Annotated in this window: 20 protein-coding genes; 8 read left to right on the forward strand and 12 right to left on the reverse strand. The window is 72.1% G+C overall.

Features of this window, described 5'->3' with window-relative positions; genetic code table 11:
* The first annotated feature begins 79 nt into the window (after window positions 1–79).
* The gene (locus tag ACYVO2_RS20775) at window positions 80–799 is read left to right on the forward strand and encodes a FadR/GntR family transcriptional regulator (RefSeq protein ID WP_461009408.1); all 720 of its coding nucleotides are present in this window, start codon (window positions 80–82) and stop codon (window positions 797–799) included.
* 511 nt (window positions 800–1,310) lie between these two features.
* Here the strand turns inward: ACYVO2_RS20775 and ACYVO2_RS20780 are convergent.
* On the reverse strand, window positions 1,311–2,261 hold the full coding sequence (locus ACYVO2_RS20780; RefSeq protein ID WP_461009409.1) for an Lrp/AsnC family transcriptional regulator: 951 nt from the start codon (window positions 2,259–2,261) through the stop codon (window positions 1,311–1,313).
* An 85-nt stretch (window positions 2,262–2,346) separates the two neighbouring features.
* On the opposite strand from ACYVO2_RS20780, the gene ACYVO2_RS20785 reads away from it, so the two are divergent.
* Together ACYVO2_RS20785 and ACYVO2_RS20790 are read left to right on the forward strand one after the other, a co-directional pair.
* Window positions 2,347–3,222, forward strand: a complete 876-nt coding sequence (locus ACYVO2_RS20785; RefSeq protein WP_461009410.1) for a VOC family protein — start codon at window positions 2,347–2,349, stop codon at window positions 3,220–3,222.
* 26 nt (window positions 3,223–3,248) lie between these two features.
* Window positions 3,249–3,824: a DoxX family protein gene (locus ACYVO2_RS20790; RefSeq protein WP_461009411.1), complete on the forward strand. Its 576-nt coding sequence runs from the start codon at window positions 3,249–3,251 to the stop codon at window positions 3,822–3,824.
* 327 nt (window positions 3,825–4,151) lie between these two features.
* Here the strand turns inward: ACYVO2_RS20790 and ACYVO2_RS20795 are convergent, their stop codons facing one another.
* The 6 genes from ACYVO2_RS20795 to ACYVO2_RS20820 form a co-directional block, all read right to left on the reverse strand.
* Window positions 4,152–4,949 (reverse strand): nucleotidyltransferase domain-containing protein, encoded by a 798-nt coding sequence (locus ACYVO2_RS20795; RefSeq protein WP_461009412.1) that lies wholly within the window; start codon window positions 4,947–4,949, stop codon window positions 4,152–4,154.
* Window positions 4,950–5,535: 586 nt separating this feature from the next.
* On the reverse strand, window positions 5,536–5,907 hold the full coding sequence (locus tag ACYVO2_RS20800) for a RidA family protein (protein WP_461009413.1): 372 nt from the start codon (window positions 5,905–5,907) through the stop codon (window positions 5,536–5,538).
* A gap of 96 nt (window positions 5,908–6,003) precedes the next feature.
* A complete protein-coding gene (locus ACYVO2_RS20805; RefSeq protein WP_461009414.1) occupies window positions 6,004–6,180 on the reverse strand; it encodes a hypothetical protein in 177 nt (58 codons plus the stop codon).
* A gap of 303 nt (window positions 6,181–6,483) precedes the next feature.
* Window positions 6,484–7,299 (reverse strand): PIN domain-containing protein, encoded by an 816-nt coding sequence (locus ACYVO2_RS20810; RefSeq protein ID WP_461009415.1) that lies wholly within the window; start codon window positions 7,297–7,299, stop codon window positions 6,484–6,486.
* 390 nt (window positions 7,300–7,689) lie between these two features.
* Window positions 7,690–8,964 carry an endonuclease/exonuclease/phosphatase family protein gene (locus ACYVO2_RS20815; protein WP_461009416.1) on the reverse strand — a complete coding sequence of 425 codons (1,275 nt, stop codon included), beginning with the start codon at window positions 8,962–8,964 and terminating at the stop codon, window positions 7,690–7,692.
* An 834-nt stretch (window positions 8,965–9,798) separates the two neighbouring features.
* Window positions 9,799–10,545, reverse strand: a complete 747-nt coding sequence (locus tag ACYVO2_RS20820; protein WP_461009417.1) for an SDR family NAD(P)-dependent oxidoreductase — start codon at window positions 10,543–10,545, stop codon at window positions 9,799–9,801.
* Between the two features lie 104 nt (window positions 10,546–10,649).
* Here ACYVO2_RS20820 and ACYVO2_RS20825 point away from each other — a divergent pair, with 104 nt between their 5' ends.
* The 3 genes from ACYVO2_RS20825 to ACYVO2_RS20835 all read left to right on the forward strand — a co-directional run bounded on the left by ACYVO2_RS20825 (window position 10,650) and on the right by ACYVO2_RS20835 (window position 12,221).
* Window positions 10,650–11,249, forward strand: coding sequence for a TetR/AcrR family transcriptional regulator (locus ACYVO2_RS20825; RefSeq protein WP_461009418.1), 600 nt, complete (start codon window positions 10,650–10,652; stop codon window positions 11,247–11,249).
* 519 nt (window positions 11,250–11,768) lie between these two features.
* On the forward strand, window positions 11,769–11,927 hold the full coding sequence (locus ACYVO2_RS20830) for a hypothetical protein (protein WP_461009419.1): 159 nt from the start codon (window positions 11,769–11,771) through the stop codon (window positions 11,925–11,927).
* 45 nt (window positions 11,928–11,972) lie between these two features.
* Window positions 11,973–12,221, forward strand: coding sequence for a hypothetical protein (locus tag ACYVO2_RS20835; RefSeq protein WP_461009420.1), 249 nt, complete (start codon window positions 11,973–11,975; stop codon window positions 12,219–12,221).
* Window positions 12,222–12,692: 471 nt separating this feature from the next.
* On the opposite strand, the gene ACYVO2_RS20840 is transcribed toward ACYVO2_RS20835, so the two are convergent.
* The gene (locus ACYVO2_RS20840) at window positions 12,693–13,319 is read right to left on the reverse strand and encodes a TetR/AcrR family transcriptional regulator (RefSeq protein ID WP_461009421.1); all 627 of its coding nucleotides are present in this window, start codon (window positions 13,317–13,319) and stop codon (window positions 12,693–12,695) included.
* A gap of 126 nt (window positions 13,320–13,445) precedes the next feature.
* On the opposite strand from ACYVO2_RS20840, the gene ACYVO2_RS20845 reads away from it, so the two are divergent.
* Together ACYVO2_RS20845 and ACYVO2_RS20850 are read left to right on the forward strand one after the other, a co-directional pair.
* Window positions 13,446–14,897, forward strand: coding sequence for an amidase (locus ACYVO2_RS20845; protein ID WP_461009422.1), 1,452 nt, complete (start codon window positions 13,446–13,448; stop codon window positions 14,895–14,897).
* 249 nt (window positions 14,898–15,146) lie between these two features.
* Window positions 15,147–15,947 carry a GNAT family N-acetyltransferase gene (locus tag ACYVO2_RS20850; protein ID WP_461009423.1) on the forward strand — a complete coding sequence of 267 codons (801 nt, stop codon included), beginning with the start codon at window positions 15,147–15,149 and terminating at the stop codon, window positions 15,945–15,947.
* A 289-nt stretch (window positions 15,948–16,236) separates the two neighbouring features.
* On the opposite strand, the gene ACYVO2_RS20855 is transcribed toward ACYVO2_RS20850, so the two are convergent.
* The 4 genes from ACYVO2_RS20855 to ACYVO2_RS20870 all read right to left on the reverse strand — a co-directional run bounded on the left by ACYVO2_RS20855 (window position 16,237) and on the right by ACYVO2_RS20870 (window position 18,529).
* Complete coding sequence (locus ACYVO2_RS20855) at window positions 16,237–16,401, reverse strand: ATP-binding cassette domain-containing protein (protein ID WP_461009424.1); 165 nt, start codon at window positions 16,399–16,401, stop codon at window positions 16,237–16,239.
* A gap of 601 nt (window positions 16,402–17,002) precedes the next feature.
* Complete coding sequence (locus ACYVO2_RS20860) at window positions 17,003–17,674, reverse strand: phosphotransferase family protein (protein WP_461009425.1); 672 nt, start codon at window positions 17,672–17,674, stop codon at window positions 17,003–17,005.
* A gap of 220 nt (window positions 17,675–17,894) precedes the next feature.
* The gene (locus ACYVO2_RS20865; RefSeq protein WP_461009426.1) at window positions 17,895–18,275 is read right to left on the reverse strand and encodes a PIN domain-containing protein; all 381 of its coding nucleotides are present in this window, start codon (window positions 18,273–18,275) and stop codon (window positions 17,895–17,897) included.
* The gene (locus tag ACYVO2_RS20870; RefSeq protein ID WP_461009427.1) at window positions 18,272–18,529 is read right to left on the reverse strand and encodes a hypothetical protein; all 258 of its coding nucleotides are present in this window, start codon (window positions 18,527–18,529) and stop codon (window positions 18,272–18,274) included. The genes ACYVO2_RS20865 and ACYVO2_RS20870 overlap by 4 nt, the downstream gene beginning before the upstream one ends.
* Window positions 18,530–18,813 lie beyond the last annotated feature (284 nt).

The following is an 18,813-nucleotide window of genomic DNA, read 5'->3' on the forward strand; positions in this document are numbered from 1 at the left end:
GTGGCACGAGAAGCTGGGTGACGCTCGGCCCTCGGCCAGGTCAGCGCCCCCGCCAGCCCTTCACATCGAGGAGAACCACATGGCGCCCTACTCCGACCGCGGTGTGCACGGACAGGTCGTGCACAAACTGGGTGCGCGCATCGTGGGAAGAGGGATCGCCGAGGGGGAAATCCTGGACATCGGCGCCCTCGGGGCCGAACTGGACGTGAGTCTGACCGTCATGCGCGAGGCGCTCAAGGTACTGGCCGGCAAGGGGCTGATCGACGCCCGCCAGAAGCGGGGCACCTTCGTCCGGGAACGCGCCCACTGGAATCTGCTCGACGCCGACGTGATCCGCTGGCGCATGGAGACGGGCGACGCCCCCCAGGTGCTGCGCGACCTCGCCGACGTACGCTCCATCGTCGAACCCGCCGCGGCGCGCCGGGCCGCGTTGCACCGTACCGACGCCGATCTGTCCGCGCTCGAGGCCGCGCTCGAGGACATGGGGCAGGCGAAGGCGGACTCCGCGGCCGCCGCCGAGGCCGACGCGGCGTTCCACCGCGCGCTCCTCGCCGCCACCGGCAACGAGATGCTCCAGAGGATGGACCTGCTGCTGGAGCCCAGCCTGCGGGAACGCGACCGCATGGTCCACGCCCACGGCGACGCCGACGACCCCGTCCCCAGCCACCGCGCGGTACTCGACGCCGTCCGCGACCAAGACCCCGTCCGCGCCGAGCAGGCCATGGTGAACCTGCTGGCGAAGGCTGCCGCAGACCTCGACCACCTCGCACGCGCATCGGATGCCGCACCGCGCCCTTGAGACACGGGCGTCGGCGCCGACAGGGCGTACCGCACGCGGATCGCGGTGGCCGAGCAGTGGTTTGGCGCTGCGCTGGTCGTGGTGGGGCGGGTCGAGGCCGGGGGTGGGCGGCCGAGCCGGAGTCGCCGTCCGGCCCGCGTCGGGGTCGCACGCGGCCCCGGCCCGGGGGTCGTGCGGTCCGCCGGGGCCCGGCGCCACGGCCCTCGGGCCCCGTTCGCTGTGCCGGCCGAGCCGGGCACGCATCCCGGTCGCCACATCCTCGTCATGGAGATGGCCACCCGCGGCCGTGGGGGCGCCAGGGCCGCACCGCCGGGGGCGGGCGGTGGTGAGGCCGCGGCCGTGGCCCGGCCGCCACGACGAGCAGCGGGACGGCCGGCCCCTGCCTACCCGGCCGGGTCCGAAGGTGGTCAGCAGGTGGTCCCGGCGGTCTTCCACGTCGCGGTGGGTCCGCGCAGGCGGGGGGGCGGCGGCCTCAGGGCGCCCGCCCGCGGCTGCCGTCCCGGGGGGCTCCTCACCCCACAGGTGCCGCGCGTTTGGCGTAGCCGGCGACCGGGGCCGTCTCCAGCCGTTCCACCCCTTCCAGTGCGCCCAGGCGTTCGGTGAGGAACTCGTAGAAGGTGTCCGTGTTCCGGCAGATCGCGATGGCCAGCAGGTTGCGTTCGCCGGTCGTCGCCCCGACGTACGCCGTCTCCGGCTGCGCGGCCAGGTCCCGTGCCGTGGACGCGAGCCGCGCCGGGCTGACGTACAGCCACAGCAGGCACTGCACGTGGTAGCCGAGCAGCCCCGGATCCACCTCGACGTCGAACCGCAGCAGCCCGTGGTGGCGCAGTTCCGCCAGGCGGCGGCGCACGGCCGACTCCGACCAGCCGACCTCCCTGGCGATGACCGGGTACGCGGTGCGCCCGTCGGCGGCGAGCACGGGCAGCAGGCGGCCGTCGAGGTCGCTCATCCGCAGCGGGTCCGGCCGCGGGTCCCGCGGGGGGCGCAGCGCCGCGGCCTCGTCCGGGGCGAGCGCGGAGGTCCTGCCGACCCATCGGCGGCCCATCAGGTGGCGCAGTACCCGTTGCGCGTCCACTTCGATGACCCCCGGGTGGCGGCCCAGCCCGTCCAGCGGCACCGGCCCGCCGTCCGCGACACGGAACAGGCACACGACCGCGGCGCCGCTCGACAGCACCGTCACCCACGCGGTGTCGGAGCGCCTGGCCAGCGCCCCGGCGACTGCGGCGGCCGCGCCCGGCCGGACGCGCACTCGCACCAGCCACTCGGCGTGTCCCGTGCGGCGAACGTCGGTGACGGCGGTGACCCGGACCGCGCCCGCGGCGCGCAGCCGCCCGAAGCGGCGGGCCACGGTGCGGTCGGAGACGCCGAGAACCTCGGCGATCGTGCTGAACGGGGCGCGCCCGTCGAGGTGCAGGGCGTGCAGCAGTCGCAGGTCGAGTGTGTCCAGGCTGACCGATTCCACCAGGGCAGCGTAGAGGGATGTCGGATAGCGGCGTTCGCGGGCCGGTTGTGGGACCGCGGCTGGGCGGTCGGCGCACACTCCCGCCATGACAGGCGACATTCACGGCTTCCACCACACCGGACTGCTGACCCGTGACCTCGACACCCTCGAACGGGTCTACACCGCGCTCGGTTTCACCCTGAGTCCTCGCTCACGGCATCTGCTCGGCGAGCGGCCCGGCCGGGCGCCGGTGGCCGGCTGCACCGCCAACCGGTGCGCGGTTTTCGGCGGGTCCTACATCGAACTGCTCGGCATCGTGGACGAGGCGGCGCCCGACCCGTGGCACACCAGGGCGATGGCCGACGAGTACGGGGGGTTCCGGCTGCTCAACCTCGACACCGACGACGCGGGCGCCGCCGACCTGCGGCTGACCCGGGCGGGGCTGCGCACCTCCGGCGTCCTCGACCTGGCGCGCGACGTCGCCACCGACGAGGGGACCCGCACGGTGCGGGCCCGTGCCGTGCACCTGGATCCGCGCTCCACCCCCGAGGGGTACGTGGGGATCGCCCAGCACCTCACCCGCGGCCACGTCCACCAACCGCGCTACCTGCACCACCCGAACGGTGCCCGCGGTCTCGGGGGTGTGCTGATCGTGGCGGAGGACTCCCGATTCGCCGCGGTCACCGACCGTTACGCCCTGCTGCTCCGCACAGCGCCGCGAGAGCGCGGCCCGCTCACCGTGCTGGAGTTCGCGGCAGGGCAGGTCGAGGTCGTCCGCGCCTCGGACGCCGACGAGGTGCTGCCCGGCGAACCCGCACCCGCCGCCTCGTACCTGGCCGCCATGACGATCCTGGTCGGCGACGTCGGCGCCGCTCGCAGGGTCGTCGACAGCGGCGGCACCGCCACCCGGACAGTGGGGGGTGGCTTCTTCGTCTCCGCCCGTGACGCCCACGGCGCCGGCCTGTTCTTCACCACCCCCTGACCGCCCCGCCCCTCCACAGGACAGCCATGTTCGGAACACTTCTGCTGCTGATCTGCCCCTCGCTGGGCTTCCGCCTGCTGGGCGCGCTGGGCGTGCGGCGGTTCGCCGACCGGCGCGCCGCCGCGGCCCACGGCCTGGCGTTCATGCTGGTGGCCACCGCCACCGCGCACTTCGTCCCCGACACTGTCACGGTGATGCCCAGTCACGACGACCTGGTGGCCATGGTCCCGCCGTTCGTACCGTTCCCCAGGCTGATGGTCTACGCGACCGGTGTGCTGGAGCTGGCCGGAGCCGCCGGACTCGTCGCGTCGGCGACGCGCCCGGCGGCCGGGGTCGGCCTCGCGGTGCTGTTCGTGCTGCTGCTCCCCGCCAACGTCCATGCCGCCGTCGAGGACGTACCGCTGAACGGCGACCCGGCGACGCCACTGTGGTTCAGAGTCCCGGAACAGGCCCTCTTCGTCGCGCTCGCGCTGTGGACGGCCCGAGGTGCAGGTGCCACCGCCTGCGGCGGTGACGGTGCCGGCCTCGCAGGGCCGGCGGAACGGCGTGATGCCGAGGTCGCCGGAGGCTCCGGCGAGCAGAGGCGTCGAAGGTCCCGGTGAAGAGCGCGGTCCCACTGGTGAAGCCGGACATGACGGTTCCTTGTGCAGTGGCCGGTGCGGTCCGTGTGCCCGGTCGCTTCGGGTGGCTGCGGCTTGCTGTCCCGGCCCGTCGGCTGCTCGCCGTCCGGTTCCCCCGCTGAGCGGGGATCGTCTCCCACGCGGCCTGGCCGGCCTGCTGCACCTGGTCGGTGTACTCCACCCGAGCTCCCCGGCCGCCCCGATCGCTCGCTGCCGCCGCTCGGCTTCGGTCAGCTCCCGGGCGGCGGTGTTCACCGCCTGGGGGAGGTGGGCCGAGCCGACTCGGGTGGCGAGGTACTTCAGCCCGCTTCAGTCAACAGCTTGATCGATGACGTCGTGGAGGTACTGCATGGCGAGCTTCTCGGCGTGGTGGCGTCGTTCAACGATCCCTTCGCCGGCGTCGGTCCATCGGCGGTAGAGATCGACGGTGGCGAGGAGCGCCCGTCCGGCTGCGTGGCGGTCGTAGCCGCACAGCGTTGCCTGGAGGTCGCGCGCCTCTTCGGGCGCGATGGTCTCCAGGTGGCGTACACCGCGGGGGATCGCGCCCACCCGGCGGGCGGCCAGGGGGCCGAGCACGGTCTCGCGCAGGTAGGTGAGGAAGCTGATGGTTTCGAACAGTTCCCCTCGGCCGAGCTTCGTGGCGCCGTAGTGCACCCAGATCCAGAACCGGTCCTCGATCCACTGGAGGTCGAGCGCCGCATCGACCGGCGGCCGCTGGGCGAGGGCCCCGGCCAGGAGACCGTCGCGGTCCCACAGGATCTGCGGGTCCTCGGTCCGCTCGGCGAAGTCGCGGGTCCGGACGAACTTGAAGTCGACGTGCAGGAGAGGCGGCCCGACGAGCGTGATGATCAGGCGCGGCTCGCCGACATGCTCTCCGGTGAATCCGGCCACCAGGGACGTCCAGGAGCCGATCAGCCCCAGCCGCTCCCGCATGACTTCGTCGTACGCCTGGTCGTCGATGACCAGGATCAGGTCGACGTCGGAGTAGACATCGGGGCGGCCATCCGCGATCGAGCCGGTGATCGCCACGCCGGCCACGCGCGCATCCTGCCGGATCCGAGGAAGCGCCTCGCTGAGGAACCGGCTGTGCAAGGAGGGGGCGTCCATCTGCTTTCCTTCCGGTCGGAGCAAAGCAGATCAACGTAGCACCCGGCCGGGCGGGAATCGCAACCCGAATTCCTCACACACGATCATTCGCGCGAGCAGATCGACGACCGGCCGCCGAACCCCGCCTGGCCCCCGATGGTCGTGCAATGAGGAGGCGCCGTCGCGGTTGGTGTAGTGCCGGAACACGCGGCGACCGTCAGATCGCCGAGGACGGCGGCGCGGTGGCGGCCGTTGCGGCCCCAGGGGGGAAGGCGGGCGGAAGACGAGGTCCAGGGCGAGCAGGGGGCGGTGTATCTCGCCGGGCGGCCGCCCCAGCACCGTCGCCCACCACCGCACCCGCAGACAGCCCGAGCGCGGGCAGACCGAGGCCCACCCACACCCCCGGCGGCACGCCCGCCTCCGCCTGCGCCACCCCCAGCGGGGCGCCCACCAGGCGGTGGCCGCCGCCGACCATCACCCCCTGGAAGCAGTCTGGAACAGTCCCGGGCCGCGGCTACCCGGTGTGACAAACGCGGCTACGTCTTCCTCGGCACCGTCACCGTCGCGGCCGTCGTCGTCCGGCTCCGCTCGTGACCAGCCAGGGCCTCTACCGTGCGGCGACAGCCTCGATCTCCAGCAGCCACGCCTCGTCGTAGATGCCTGTGATGATGACTGTCAGAGCCGGAGCGTGATCTCCGAGCACCTCACGCCGGATGGCGGAGTTTTCCTCCCGGTACGCCCTGTCCGACAGGAAGGTAGTCACCTTGACCAGGTCGGACAGCCCCATCCCGTGATGGGCCAGGGCTGCGGCCAGGTTGGCCCACGCCTGACGGCACTGGGCGGCGAATCCCTCTGGGAGGGTGCCGTCCGAAGCCACCGGAATCTGCCCGGAGACGTGGACCAGGCGTGCAGGAGGGGCGATCTCGTACGAGTGACGGTAACCGCCGCCATCGGGGACTATCGGGCCAGGAGTGGTCATCCACGGATCGTTACAGCGCCGCCGATCCACAGCAACCGAGATACCACCTGGCATCCGCGCCACATCAGCCGACCCTCTTGATCGCCCGGACAGGCTCTAACCGTTGAAGATGATGTTCTGGTTGATGTTGATATTGAAGATGATGGGGCGGCCCTCCGGGACGAGTGTCACCCCGGCGTCCGCCGAGACGAGGTCCGGGCCCGGCGCTGCCAGGGCTGCTGATGTGGGCAGAAGCGTCGCAGCCGCGGCAGCAAGGCTCACGGTCAGCAGCACAAAGGCACGTCGCATACGGGAAGCCCTTCTCGTCGTGTCAAGTTCAGGCCGAGGCTCCGGCTTCCCTGAATGGTGATGTCGCTATCGCTGCGCGGACAGGGAGTGAAAAGCAGCGCGTGAAGTGCGCCGTCCGCTCATCAGGCGGCGTTCACGACCGCCAGGTGACCTGGAGACCATCCGCCAGGTCACGTGCCGGTCATGGCTTCAGGGCATCGTGCTCATCAGCCGCGCCCGCTGGACGTCCCGGCCCCGGCCGCGGCACCGGAGCCGACCACCGGGTCGGCGGCCGCACCACCACTCCGGTCACCTACCCGTCAGCCTCCCGGCCCGACCCCACCGGCACCACCGAAACAGTGAACGCCACCGCCCGCCGCGCCTCTTCGCGCCCCCACCAGGCCGCGCCCGGCTTCTTCCCGGCCGGGCCGCCCCGGCCCCGCGCGGGGCCACCCAGTCGGCCAGCGCAGCGATCAGCCGTGCGTGGCAGCGTCGGCGGGCGGGCAGACACGACAACCGCCGACACCTGACCTGCGGCACCCCCGGGGGGTGCCGGGCGGGCCGCCGTGCGAGGGGCCGCAGGGGCGGCCGGTCACCCGGTGGCAGGGGTTCCAGAACGTCCTGCGTTGGCGTGTCGGCGATGGCCGTTCCCTTCTTGCGGTGCTTCTCGGGCAGACGCAGCGTCTTCAGGTGCATCTGCCGGGCACGCAGGCACGTGCCGATGTCGTCGGGGAGCACTCGGGCGCCGGTGTCGGGGTGGAGATTGTCCAGGTCGGCGGCGCAGCGCAGGATGGCGAGGTCGGTGTCGTCGCTGCGGTCGTCGGTGTCGATCCACGCTTCCGGGGTAACGCCTTGGCGCATCTGGACCTGCTGGGCGGGGGTGATGTCCTTCAGGGTTCGATCGAGGTAGCGGATGGCGGTGGTGGCTCGCTTGGCGAGTTCGCCTTGGCCGTGCTTTTGGCGGTCCAGTTCGTCCAGCACGCGCAGACTGCTGGCCACGGGCGAGGCCGTGGAGCTGTGCCGCTCCCACGTCGCCGCGAAGCCGTCGGTGCTTCCCCGGCTGCGCGCCGTGCTGACCGTGCGGGCGAACATCCCGACGATCCGGGCCGTGAGCAGCAGGCGCAAGAGATCCGCCGCTGGCTCATGACGAATGCCGCTCAGTCGGAGGCGTAATTCGGGCTCGCCCGGGCCGCGACCGGTCCCCCTGCCCCCGCGAGCCGGTCTCGCCGAGTGCCACGACGTTCCTCCGTCCACCGCGCTCTCCTGGTGGACACCCCGCGGCGGGTGCCGGTCCCGGAGCGGGCACGGCCGGCGAGAAGGAGCTGGCAGGCCCATTCGCGGACTGGGTCTGCCAGCTTCGCCGACGCCCCCCCGTTCGACGACTTCATGCGGGAGCTCAGGCGACTCCACGATGAGACGACCGGCAGCCACGTGTGCTGTTCGGGGGACGAGGCCCCCGGCCACAGCGGTCCCGGCCCGTCCGGGCCCACTCGCCCGGACGGGCGGGCCGGGTGTTCAGCGGGAGACCTCGATCCAGACCAAGCGGTGGTCGGAGCTGGGGAAGGGGTAGGCGCCGGTGAGGCGGGAGAGCGGGTCGGTGGAGACCGGCCAGAAGACACCGCCGCCGCGTGCGCGCAGGGTACGGGACGGCAGGACGTAGTCCACCCGCAGGTTCCCCGGCGCCGGAGTGTCCGCGAAGTCCGCCGTGTCCTGCGCCGGGTCGCCCCGGTGCGCGGCGTTGGCGCCGCCCTGCGCGGCCGCCGCCTCCGCGGCCCCGGGGCTCGTCGGGACGGTCCGCGCGTTGATCCACCGGTGGTCGAGGAGCTGCTTGGCCGCGCCCGCCACGCTGTCCCCGTCGTTCGGGTCGGCGTTGAGGTCGCCTGCGATGACGAACGAGGAGCCGGGGCGCAGCCCGCCGCGCCGGCCGGCGTCGTCGTGGATGTACCAGCCGCTCCCCGGGCGCACGTAGTCCGCCCAGAACCGGATCTCGTCGTGGTTGCGCCGCCCGTTGCGGTCCTCGGCGCCGTCGAAGGTGGGCGGGGTGGGGTGGCTGACCAGGAAGTGGACAGTGCGCCGCCCAATCCGGACGGGCAGGTCCCAGTGGCTCTTGGAGGACAGGCGGAACGCGGCCAGCTCCTCCTTCGAGTACCAGTCGGCGGGCGCGGGCGTGGCCGGGTCGTCGGGGAGCAGCGCGCCCGGCATGTCCTTCCACAGGAACCGCTGGAAGGTGCGGACGCCGTCGGTGTCGATGGGGAAGCGGGAGTAGACGACCATGCCGTACTGCCCGGGGAAGGCGCCGAAGCCGAGCGCGTCCTCCCCGTAGCCGGCCTCGCCCGGGGTGGTGACGACCCGTCCGTTGTTGTCCAGGTCCAGGCCGGAGGCGACCCCGGTGTTGCTGGGCGCGATGTACCGGTACGGGTACCGCACCGGCCTCGCGCCGTTCTGGCCGACGGACAGGTAGTTCTCCTGGAACAGCCGCGCCGCCTCCGGGTCGTGGTCGAACTCGTTGACGAGCAGCACATCGGGACTGGCCCGCTGGATGATCTCGGCGACGGTCCGCGCCTGCGCGTTGTCGCGCGTGGACAGGTCGGCGCGCAGCGCCCCGGCCGTGCCGCGGTTGAGCGAGGCGTTGAACGTGGCGAACCGCACGGTCCCGTGGTCGGCCGTGGTCGCGGAGGGCGGCGCTGGGGCGGCCGAGACGGGCGCCGCGGCGAGCGAGGCGAGCGCCGCCACGGTGAGGGCCGCCGCGCCGGTGGCAGCCGCGCGTCTGCGAAGACGTTGCCGGTTCATCGTCGTCTCCTTAACCCGCCCGGCCCTGCCGGACAAGTGATCGATCCTGGCGGAGCAGCATAGGGGCGAGGGGGGTCGCGGCGGGCAACCGGCAGGTGAACTTCAGCGGGATCCGGTGCCGCGTCCCGGTGGGGGTCGCGCGGCTCGGGGACCGGGGTGAACGACGGTGAGCCGGCTCGGGCGCCAGGTGCCGTTCCTGCCCGGGGTGACGAAACCGGTGAGGCGGACGGTGCGGCCCTCCAGGGGCCGGTCAGTGTCCCACACCGCGGCGCCTGGTCCGCGGGCCGCCCCGCGGTGTACGAGCCCAGGGGGGCGGCGTGGGCGGCTCGGTTGGTGTGCACCGGTGCGGTAGTGGGGCGGGAGAGCTCACCGCGGTTTGTCGCGGCCCGGGGTGGGGATGGGCGTGGGTTGGCGGCTGCGGACGATGACGACGACGATGCATGGCAGCCGCCAGCACGGCGCCCTGGTATCGGGTGCCGGACCAGGGCAGCAGGCGGGCCACGGCGGCGTCGACGTCCTGGCCGGGGCGGGTGCAGGGTGGTGAGGTCCGCAGTACACCGGCCGGTCCCGCGTTCGGTGGACGCAGTGCTTGGTGACCGCCTGGTCGACGATGCGTGCGTCCAGGCCCGGCTCGGTGGGTCGGCCCCGGCGGCCGGGCGAGGTGGCGGCTGGCCTCGGCGAGCAGGTGGCTGCGGGTGAAGCCCTCGCGCACCGCAAAGGCGGTCGCGGCCATGTGACCTGTGGGCGAGCGGGCCTGCTTTCTTGCGTCTCGAAAGGCCCGTACTCCGGCGCTACCGCCGTCCTCGGCCGGCCGCCGTCGGCTGCGCGGTCGCGCTATGCGCCGTATCCGCCGTCGATCCTCAACACTGCGCCGGTGACGTAGGAGGCCTGCGGGCTGGCGAGGAAGACAACGCCTGCGGCGATCTCCTCCGGCCTGCCGTACCGCCCGATCGCCGTTGTCGGAAGGAACATGGCTGCGGCCGGGCCGTCGGCGGGGTTTCCTTCGGTGTCGACGAACCCGGGTTGGATGACGTTGACCGTGATGCCCCGGTGTGCCAGATCGCGGGCTGCGCCCCGGCTGAAGCCCTCGAGGGCCGACTTCGTTCCCGTGTAATACGCCATCCCGGGGAAACCCGCCCGCGTTCCCACACCCGAGCTGATATTGATGATCCGCCCGCCCTCAGGCAGCAGCGGGAACGCCGCCCGGATCCCGGCCACCACACTGGTGTAGTTCACGGCGAGCTGCCGCTCGAGGGCGGCCTCGTCGACGAGCTCGCTGTCGACGAGGCCGCCACCACCCGCGGCCGCGTTGTTGACCAGAATGTCCAGCTTCCCGAACTGCTCGACCACGCGGTGGATCAGGCCCACCGCCTGCGTCGCATCCGCCTGGTCGGCCCGGAAGGCCGCCGCGCGCACCCCCTTTGCCTCCAGCTCGGCGACCACGGCCTTGGCCCGATCCGCCGAGGACGAGTAGCTGATCGCGACGTCGGCTCCCTCGTCGGCCAGCGCCAGCGCCGACGCCGCCCCTATCCCCCGCGATCCGCCGGTCACGATCGCCACCTTGTTGTCCAGCTTTCCCATGTGCTTCCCACTTCCCTCAGTGCGACGTGCGACGGAGTTCTTGACCGCACGGTCCACCATAAAGATGGTGGACCGTGCGGTCAAGAATCCGTATCCTGGTTCGCATGGCACGTCCGCGAGCGTTCGACGAGAAGCAGGTGCTGGACGCCGTCCGGGAGCAGTTCTGGGACGCCGGTTACGCCGCGACCTCACTGGAAGACCTGATGCGGGTCAGCAGGCTGGGCAAAGGCAGCCTCTATGCAGCGTTCGGCGACAAGCGTCAGCTCTTCCTCCGGGCACTGCACAGCTACACCGACGACATGCAGGGCTATCTTCGGAAAGCCCTCGCCGAGGCTCCACGGGCTGTGGACGCACTGCGCATGCTCCTCGAGGCACCGATCGACGACCCGACCGGCGCCGGCACGCGGCGCGGCTGCCTGCTGGCCAACAGCACCTGCGAACTCGGTAACGCCGATCCAGAAGTCCTCGCCCACGCCCACCGCACCTACGAAACGTCCACCGCGCTGATCGGTGACTGCGTCGCCCGCGCCCAACGCGAGGGCGACCTGCCGGCCGAAGCGGATCCGATCGCCCTGGCGCGGGCCCTCCTGGCCGCGCAACAAGGGATCGTGTACATGAGCCGGACCGGGCTGGACACGGCCACACTCACTGCCACGGCACGATCACTCGCGGCTCAACTCCTACCGGACCCCTCCGGCGACTGAACCGAAAGGCGCGAACCGACCGTTCGCACCAAGGCTTGCCAATCTGAGTGAACCTGCTGGTCAGGACCGTGCGGCGTGTCGTGCCCTCGAATGGGACCTGCTCGCGGCGAAGGCGCCCACCCTGAACAGGCGATCGAGGTCGCTCGCCGCAAGGCGTTCGTGATCCTCGACAGGACCCTGCTGCGCATCGACCGGGTCGGGTGGTCATCCTGGGTGGGCCGGGCCACGCTGGTCGTGGGCGGTGGTGTACGCCGGCTTCGGCCTGGCATGAGCACTCAGTGGGACGCCGCTGTTCCACCTGGGCGGCGACCACCCGGGGCCCTCGGCGCTGGGCTGAGGGGTCGTGGTGGTGGGGTCGCTCGCGGCGGTGGCATGTGGTGCGGTGGCGCGGTTGGGGCTGCGGCCGACTCCGCGGGGGCTGCTGTGGGTGGCCTGCGTGCTGGCCGGGATCGCCGCGTTCGGCCTGCTGATGGACATCGTCACGCTGGTATTCGGTCAGGGGGTGTCACCGGCGAGGAGATGCTCGCGATCTCCAAGCGCAACGGTGCGTCGGAAATCTGGCTCACCCCTGAGTCCTGGGGCCTGGACGCCACCGTGCTGCTGGCCGCGCTCGGCGTCTTCCTGCTGTGGGGCCTGGTCCGCCCGTGGGGCCAGACCTTCCCGCGCTGGACGCTGTAGCTGCGCGGTCGGCGCGTCCCTCGCTGGCTCCTCCTGGCCCCGGCCTTGATCGGCGCCGCCACCCTGGCTCCGTACGGGGTCTTCGGGGTCGGCCACGCAGCTCTGGCCACGGCCGACGTGGTCACGATGCGGCGCGGCGACTTCCACTCCCCGAGCGATGCGCTGCTGGTCGGCTGGATCGGCATGGCCGCGTTCGCCGTCCACGGGGTCGCGCTGATTGTCGCTACCCGCTCGTACTGGCTCCTGACCCGTTCCGGCCCGGGTCGGGTCGGGTCGAGGCCCGCAGCGCCCTGAAGCACGCCACCGACACGACGACCGCCGACACCTGACCTCCGGCATACCCCCGGGGCTGCGGGGGCGGCCGGTCATCCGGTGGCGGGGTGTAGCCGGCCCGGCCAGCGGCACGGCCGCCGGGCCGGCGGCGACTGCGGGGCCGGAGGAGGGCCGGACGGATTTCTGCGGCCTGCACGTCGATTATCCGCAAGGTGGGATCTCCGAGGCAGTGTGATGGCTGCCGCGCTCAGCGCGCAGACCGCTGCGGTAGCCAGTCAGGGCTACCGCAGGTGGAGTGGCGGCGTGCGGGCCGCCGCCCTCCAACTCGCCTCTTCACCTCTCTGTCGACCTGGTGGCTGCCTGCGCCGAATCCGCTACTGACGCGCCTCTGTAGGGCTTCGGTCTGAGAGGCGTGTTCTTGAGCGAGCGGGGGGTCGGGCTTGCGGCGCTTGCGGACAGGCGTTCCGGTGGTGGGGACGCGGGTGCGGGCGGTCAGCCGGTGGTCGTGCGGGATGCGCCGAGGGAGGAGCGGTGCCGATCCAGGATCCCCTCGACGGTCCTCATCAGCCGTTTCTCCGCCTGTTCAATGCTTCCGTTCTGCGTGCTGACCTGCGCGCCTTCGAGTACGAAGGTGATCTCGGCCGCGGCCTGCTCGGGATCGGACAGGCCCGCCTCGGCGCACATGCCGACCAGTCTGCGGGTCTGGTGGGCCTTGTGCTTCTCGATCACTTGCCGTGCGGGATGGGCGCGGTCGGGCAGCTCGGCGATGGAGTTGATGAACGGGCAGCCCCGGTGTGAGATCGCCGGCAATCCCTCGGCGATGAAGCGGGCCAGGCCAAGGATCTGCTCCCTGGGCCGGCCGGGGTGTTCGGCCTCGGCCCGGTCGAAGGCCGCCTGGTAGTCGGCGGCGACGATCCGCAGCCACTCCGCGACCAGCGCCTCCTTGGATTCGAAGTGCCGGTAGATCGCCATTTTCGTGGTCTCGGCCCTCTCGGCGATCGCCTGGACGCTGACCCGCCGGATCCCCTCGCTCTGGAAGAGCTCTTCCGCTGCGTCGAGGATGCGCTCACGGGGCGGCAGTTTCGCCACCCTGCTCGGTCTTCTGGCGATCGATGCCATGAGTTCTCCGTGACGTCCGGTCCAGTGCGGGCCTCCACCCAGCGCCACGGTACCAGCCCGTTCCATACGATACCGTGTGGTCTCATTAGAGACCCGTCGGTATCATTTTGTCTGCTGGGAGTGACTGTGAGGGTTTCCGAGTACGTGAGCTTCGACGCGGTCGGGCTCGCGGAGCTGATGGCCAAAGGCGAGGTGACCCCCGCCGAAGTGGAAGCAGCCGCACGCGAGGCCGCGCAGGCGGTCAATCCGCAGATCAACGCGATCGTGGAGACCTGGCCGGCCGACGACGCGCCGACCTCCGGCAGCACACCGCTGGCCGGGGTCCCTTTCCTGATCAAGGACATCGCAGTCTCCATGGCCGGGAGGCGAATGGAGCTGGGCAGCCGTCTCGCCCTCGGCAACGTCGCCGGCGCCGACTCCTCCCTGATGCTGCGCTTCCGCCGCGCCGGTCTGGTGACGTTCGGGCGGACCACGACACCGGAGATGGCCTACAGCATCACGACGGAACCGCTGCTGTACGGCGCGACCCGCAACCCGTGGGACCTGAAGCGGAGCGCGGGCGGATCCAGCGGGGGCGCGGGCGCGGCTGTCGCCGCCGGGGTGGTCCCGATCGCACACGCCACCGACGCCGCCGGCTCGCTGCGCATCCCCGCCGCCGCCAACGGCCTCTTCGGGCTGAAGCCCACCCGTGGCCGGGTCTCCATGGGCCCCGGGGTCGACGAGGTCTTCAACGGCTTGGCCGTGCACGGCAGCGTCAGCCGCACGGTACGCGACAGTGCGGCACTGCTCGACCAGATCCGCGGCCCGGAACCGGGCGACCCCTACTTCGCCCAGCAGCCGTCCCGGCCGTACGCGCAGGAAGTGACCCGCCCCCCGGGCCCGCTGCGGATCGGTGTCCTCACCCGGGCGTGGGGCGGACGCCGCACCACCCCACCCGTGGCCGACGCTCTGTCTCGTACCGTGCGGCTGCTCGAATCCCTCGGCCACCAGGTGGAGGAGGCCAAGGTCGGCCTCGGGGCCGACTGGGAGGAGTTCATCCTGGCCAACGCCCGCCTGATGACGGCGAATCTGGCGGCCCAGATCGACGAACTGGCTGCGGCCTTCGACCGGCCCGTCGACTTCTCGACCCTCGAGCCGCCCACCCTCGCCGGCTACCACTACGGACAGCGCGTCAGCGGCGCCCAGCTCGTCACCGCTCTCACGGTCCGGAACCGGGTCGCTCGAAGCCTGGCACGGTACTTCGACGCCCACGACGTGCTGCTCACCCCGACCCTGCCGGAACTGCCCGTCCCCCTGGGCACCTTTGCCGAGGGCGCGGAGGCGCTGGACGGCCTCGGCTGGATCGACCGCCTCAACGACCACTCACCGTTCACCATGGCATTCAACGTGGCGGGCACGCCCGCCATGTCCGTACCCGTGACGGCCGACCCCGAGACGGGGCTCCCCATCGGTATGCAGTTCGCCGCCGGGTACGGACTCGAAGGCCGCCTCTTCCGCCTCGCCGGACAACTCGAACAGGCAAGCCCCTGGTCGGGCCGAACCCCCACAGTGTGGGCAGGCAGTCCCACCGGCGCCTGAGGAGCGCTCCTGAAGAGCCGGGAGCCCCACGGGCGAGGACCACGCGCCGAGCGACTGGGAGAACCACGTCGTGCATGTCGTCCGGGCTTACATCGCACTGTGGCGCGTGGTGCGTCGCCTGCGAGGATGGGGTGCGCGCGCCGAGGAAGCTGTGCACGGAGCCACCCGGCCCCCGTCCGGGCGGCTGCGGCAGCCGTCCGACGCCGTCGCCAGAACCCTGATCATCCCCCGGTGATTCACGGAGACGACATGAAGGATCTCGCGGACTCGGTCGAGTCGATGGAACAGCTCGCCTCGGTGTGGCGTGCCATGGTGCTCGACCGCGACCCGGCGGCGGACGTCCGCGACCTCCCCGGCATCGCCGTTCGGTGGGCCGACTGCCGGTTCCCCTTCTGGAACGCCCTCACCCTGACCGACGTGGGCGCGGACGCCGGACTCCTGCGGCGGCGTCTGGTCGAGGCGGCGGACATCATGCGCGCGAAGAAGCAGCCGGGCTTCCTGTGGCTCTTCGAGGACCTCCTCGACGACGAGGCGCGCTCCACGCTGGAGACGGCGGTCGAGCGGGCCGGCCTGCGGCACGCCTTCCCCGGCACCGGCATGGCCGGCGACCTGCTTCCCGTGCCCGACCCCGTCCACCCGGACCTGACGTTCGTACGCGTGACCACCAACGAGCAGCTCCGGGCCTACGCCGACATCAACTCACGGGCCTACGGCTTCCCCTTGGAGGACGGGCGCGACGGCCTCGCCGGCTCCGCGCTCTGGAAAAGCAAGGTGCACGCCTACCTGGCCATGCGAGGCGACCTCCCCGTGGCGTGCGCCGGCACGGTCGCCGCGGAGGGCCGCCTGTTCGTCGTGCTCGTCGCCACGGACCCCGAATGGCAACGCAGGGGCTACGGCGAGGCGGTCACCCGCAAGGCGCTGCACGAGGGCGCCCGCGCCACCGGGCTGACCCGCGCCACACTGCACGCGACGGTCGCCGGAGCGCCCGTGTACCCGCGCATCGGCTTCAAGCCGAACTCGCCGATCCACTTCTACAGCCTGGCAGGTTGACCCGACGACGCGAGCCCTCTCGCGCAGCCGCTCGGCGGGAGAACACGTGCCGGTCGCAGCCGGAGGGCCGCACAGACCGCCGAGGGTGTCGGGACGGCTGCGCAACGCAGGTGGGCCGGGCCTCTGGGGCGAGCCGGGCCGACTCCAGCCGACCGCCCCAGGCCCGCGGTGCGGGAGCGGCTGGCGCGGTACGCACGTCGGCGCCGGCCGCTTGGGCGGCGGCGTATACGGCGGTGTCGCCGTCGGGGCGGGATTGGCCGAGGGTGATGTTCTCCCGGGCGGCCAGCGGTCAGCGGGTGTAGTCCTGCGGTACGAGCGCCACCTTCGACAGCACCCCGGCCGGGTCGACGTCCGGAAGGTTCACGCCGTCCCAGCGCACCGAGCCCGCGGTCGGCAGGAACAGGCCGGTGAGGACCCTGGCGAGGGTGCTCTTGCCGGCGCCGTTCTCGCCCACCAGAGGTGAACACCACCGCCCGCCGCGCGTCTTCGTGCCCCCACATGCCGCACCCGGCCTCTACTCCACCACCCTTCCAGGGGCAGCGAGAGGCGTACAGCGGATGTCAGCGCCCCGGGGGCGCTCACCACAGGGCCTGACCAGCAACAACGACGACCGTCACGCTGAGTGCCGCAAGTAATGATGCAAGCGATGGTGCCACGGAGCCGCGGCCAGGCCGGGAGCTGCCGTCACCGTCCGTGACCCAGCCACCCGGAGACCACCAGGGTAGACGCCCCTCCCGGCCCCGGGGCACGCGCCGCGCCGGGCGTGCCCCGGGGCCGGGGCGGGTCGTTGGGCACGATGTGACCCGCTGCACCGTCTACGCCCGAGCGCTGCGCCGTGACGCCGCCGCGCTGCTGGAGGAGACTGTGTGGCCGCGCCCCGCGCCCGCGCGGCGGTGCGCCGCCCGCACCGAGTGCGGTGCAGGCGGTTGCCGGGAAGGTGGGTGGCTTTGCTCGCGTGTTCCGACAGCAGACGTTCATGACTTCGGGAGGCGCTCAAAGCACGGTGTTCGATGTTCATGAGGACTGGCAGCGCTTCGGCTCCGTCGGATACCGGGCTACTCCTGCCAGTCGGCTGTGGCTGCGGCGCGCGCCTGCCACAACCTCACGCCCGGACCGTTCGGCTCCCACCGGTCGCAGAACTGTCGCAGCTCCTCGCACCGGGTCAGCATGGCCGCCCTGCGGACGGGCCAGGGTGGCGCTTTCCCGCCGTAGGCCCGGAAGAAGTGGCTGAGTGCGATGCGGTGCTCGGGGTGGTGCGTGCGCACGATCCACTCGCACCAGGCCAGATCCGCGACCGGGTCCCCGAGGTGGGCGAACTCCCAGTCGACCACTGCGGTGACCTCGAAGGTGTCGGGATCGAGCAGCACGTTGTTGGGCCCGAAGTCACCGTGCACAAGCACCTTCTCCGCGCTGAGCGTCTCTCCCGGCAGCACGCTCGGCGTGATTTCGTGGATGCGGCGCAGCACCTCACCGCAGCTCGCCAGGACAGCTTCTGGTTGACCGGCGGCCAGCAGTTCCTGGCCGGGGGCACCGGCCACGAAGCCAAGGGTGAGCGTGGCCGCCGTCGTAGCCTGCACCGGGGGCACGGGCAGTCGGCCCCGTAGTCGGGTCAGCAGTGCGTGCTCACGGCGGAGCCTGAGTTCGGCTTCGGGGCCCTCATAGGTTTTCTCCACGACAGTGCCATCGCCGACGGTGCGGTTGGTGTAGCCGTGCTTCAGAGGACGCATCCGCTGATCATCAGGCACAGGGGCTCTCCGGTCACCCCACTCGCGCTTCGCCCGCGCGGTCCGGTGGCCGCCCTTCAGCACGGCGGCCGCCAGCAGGGCGCGCAGCTCGTGCAGCGGCTCGGGGTGGCCTTGACGGGGGCGGGTGCTCGGCGTCGCGTTACGCGCGGCGGTCAGTGGCTCTCCGTGCCGGGTCCGGCGGTCTGCACCTCGTTCTCTGCTGTCAGGGGGTGAGGTCCAGTACGCGGACCGGTTCTCCTGCCCAGCGGTCCGGTGCCGTGGTGGCGATGATCGCTCCGTCCGGGCGGTCGGCGGTCGGTTGCGCCGCGTACTGGCTGTGCGCCGCTGCCCAGGTCCGGTACCGCGCAACGGCCAGGGCGGCAGCAAGGTCCAGGTCCAAGACGGTGATGCCGGGCAGCGCGGCGAGGTGTTCGGCCGTGCCGGGCCGAGCCCGATCGGCTTCCACCAGCGCGCACGCCGGGGCGTACAGGAACCAGCCCGCCTCGGCGTGGGCGCGGTGGACCAAGCGCGAGGCGAGGATGTTGCCCCGGCCGACCGCGGCCATCGCGGTGTCATCCAGGACGATGTGCACAGCGTCGCTCACCGGGCCGTCGCCCGGGCCAGGCGCCGGTCCAGCTCCCTGTCGAGGTTCTGCTCCGCCGCGGCGGTCGGCGCGTAGCCGGTCCACTCCCTCAAGGCAGCTTTGGCTTTCTCGGCGCGCTCGGCGCGCTCGGCCGGCGTCAGGAGCGTCTCGGCCAGACGTGCCAGGTAGGCGCGCAGCGACAGCCCTTCAGCGGCCGCGATCGCGGCAAGGCGGTCCTTGGCCTCCTCGGGGATGCGGATATTGGCATCCGGCATCGGCGACTCCCATCGCGCGGGTACGTGTACGTACCCGTATCCTACCTGGAGGAAGTGCGCACCGCTGTCCTGCGTATCAACGCTCGGGTCCGCGGGATGGGGCCGTGCGGGCGGTACCGACGCCATGCGGCAGGGCATGGAGGCGCTGCGGTGGCGAAGACCGGGACGGGCACGTACGCGTCCCGCGCGGGCATGTAGAGGCCTGGACAGCCGACGGGGACGGTGACGGGCAGAAGGTCCGGGGGCGGCTCGGGGTCTGTGGCAGCGACGTGCGCACCCGACGC

It is taken from the genome of Streptomyces capparidis (genome assembly GCF_054782095.1).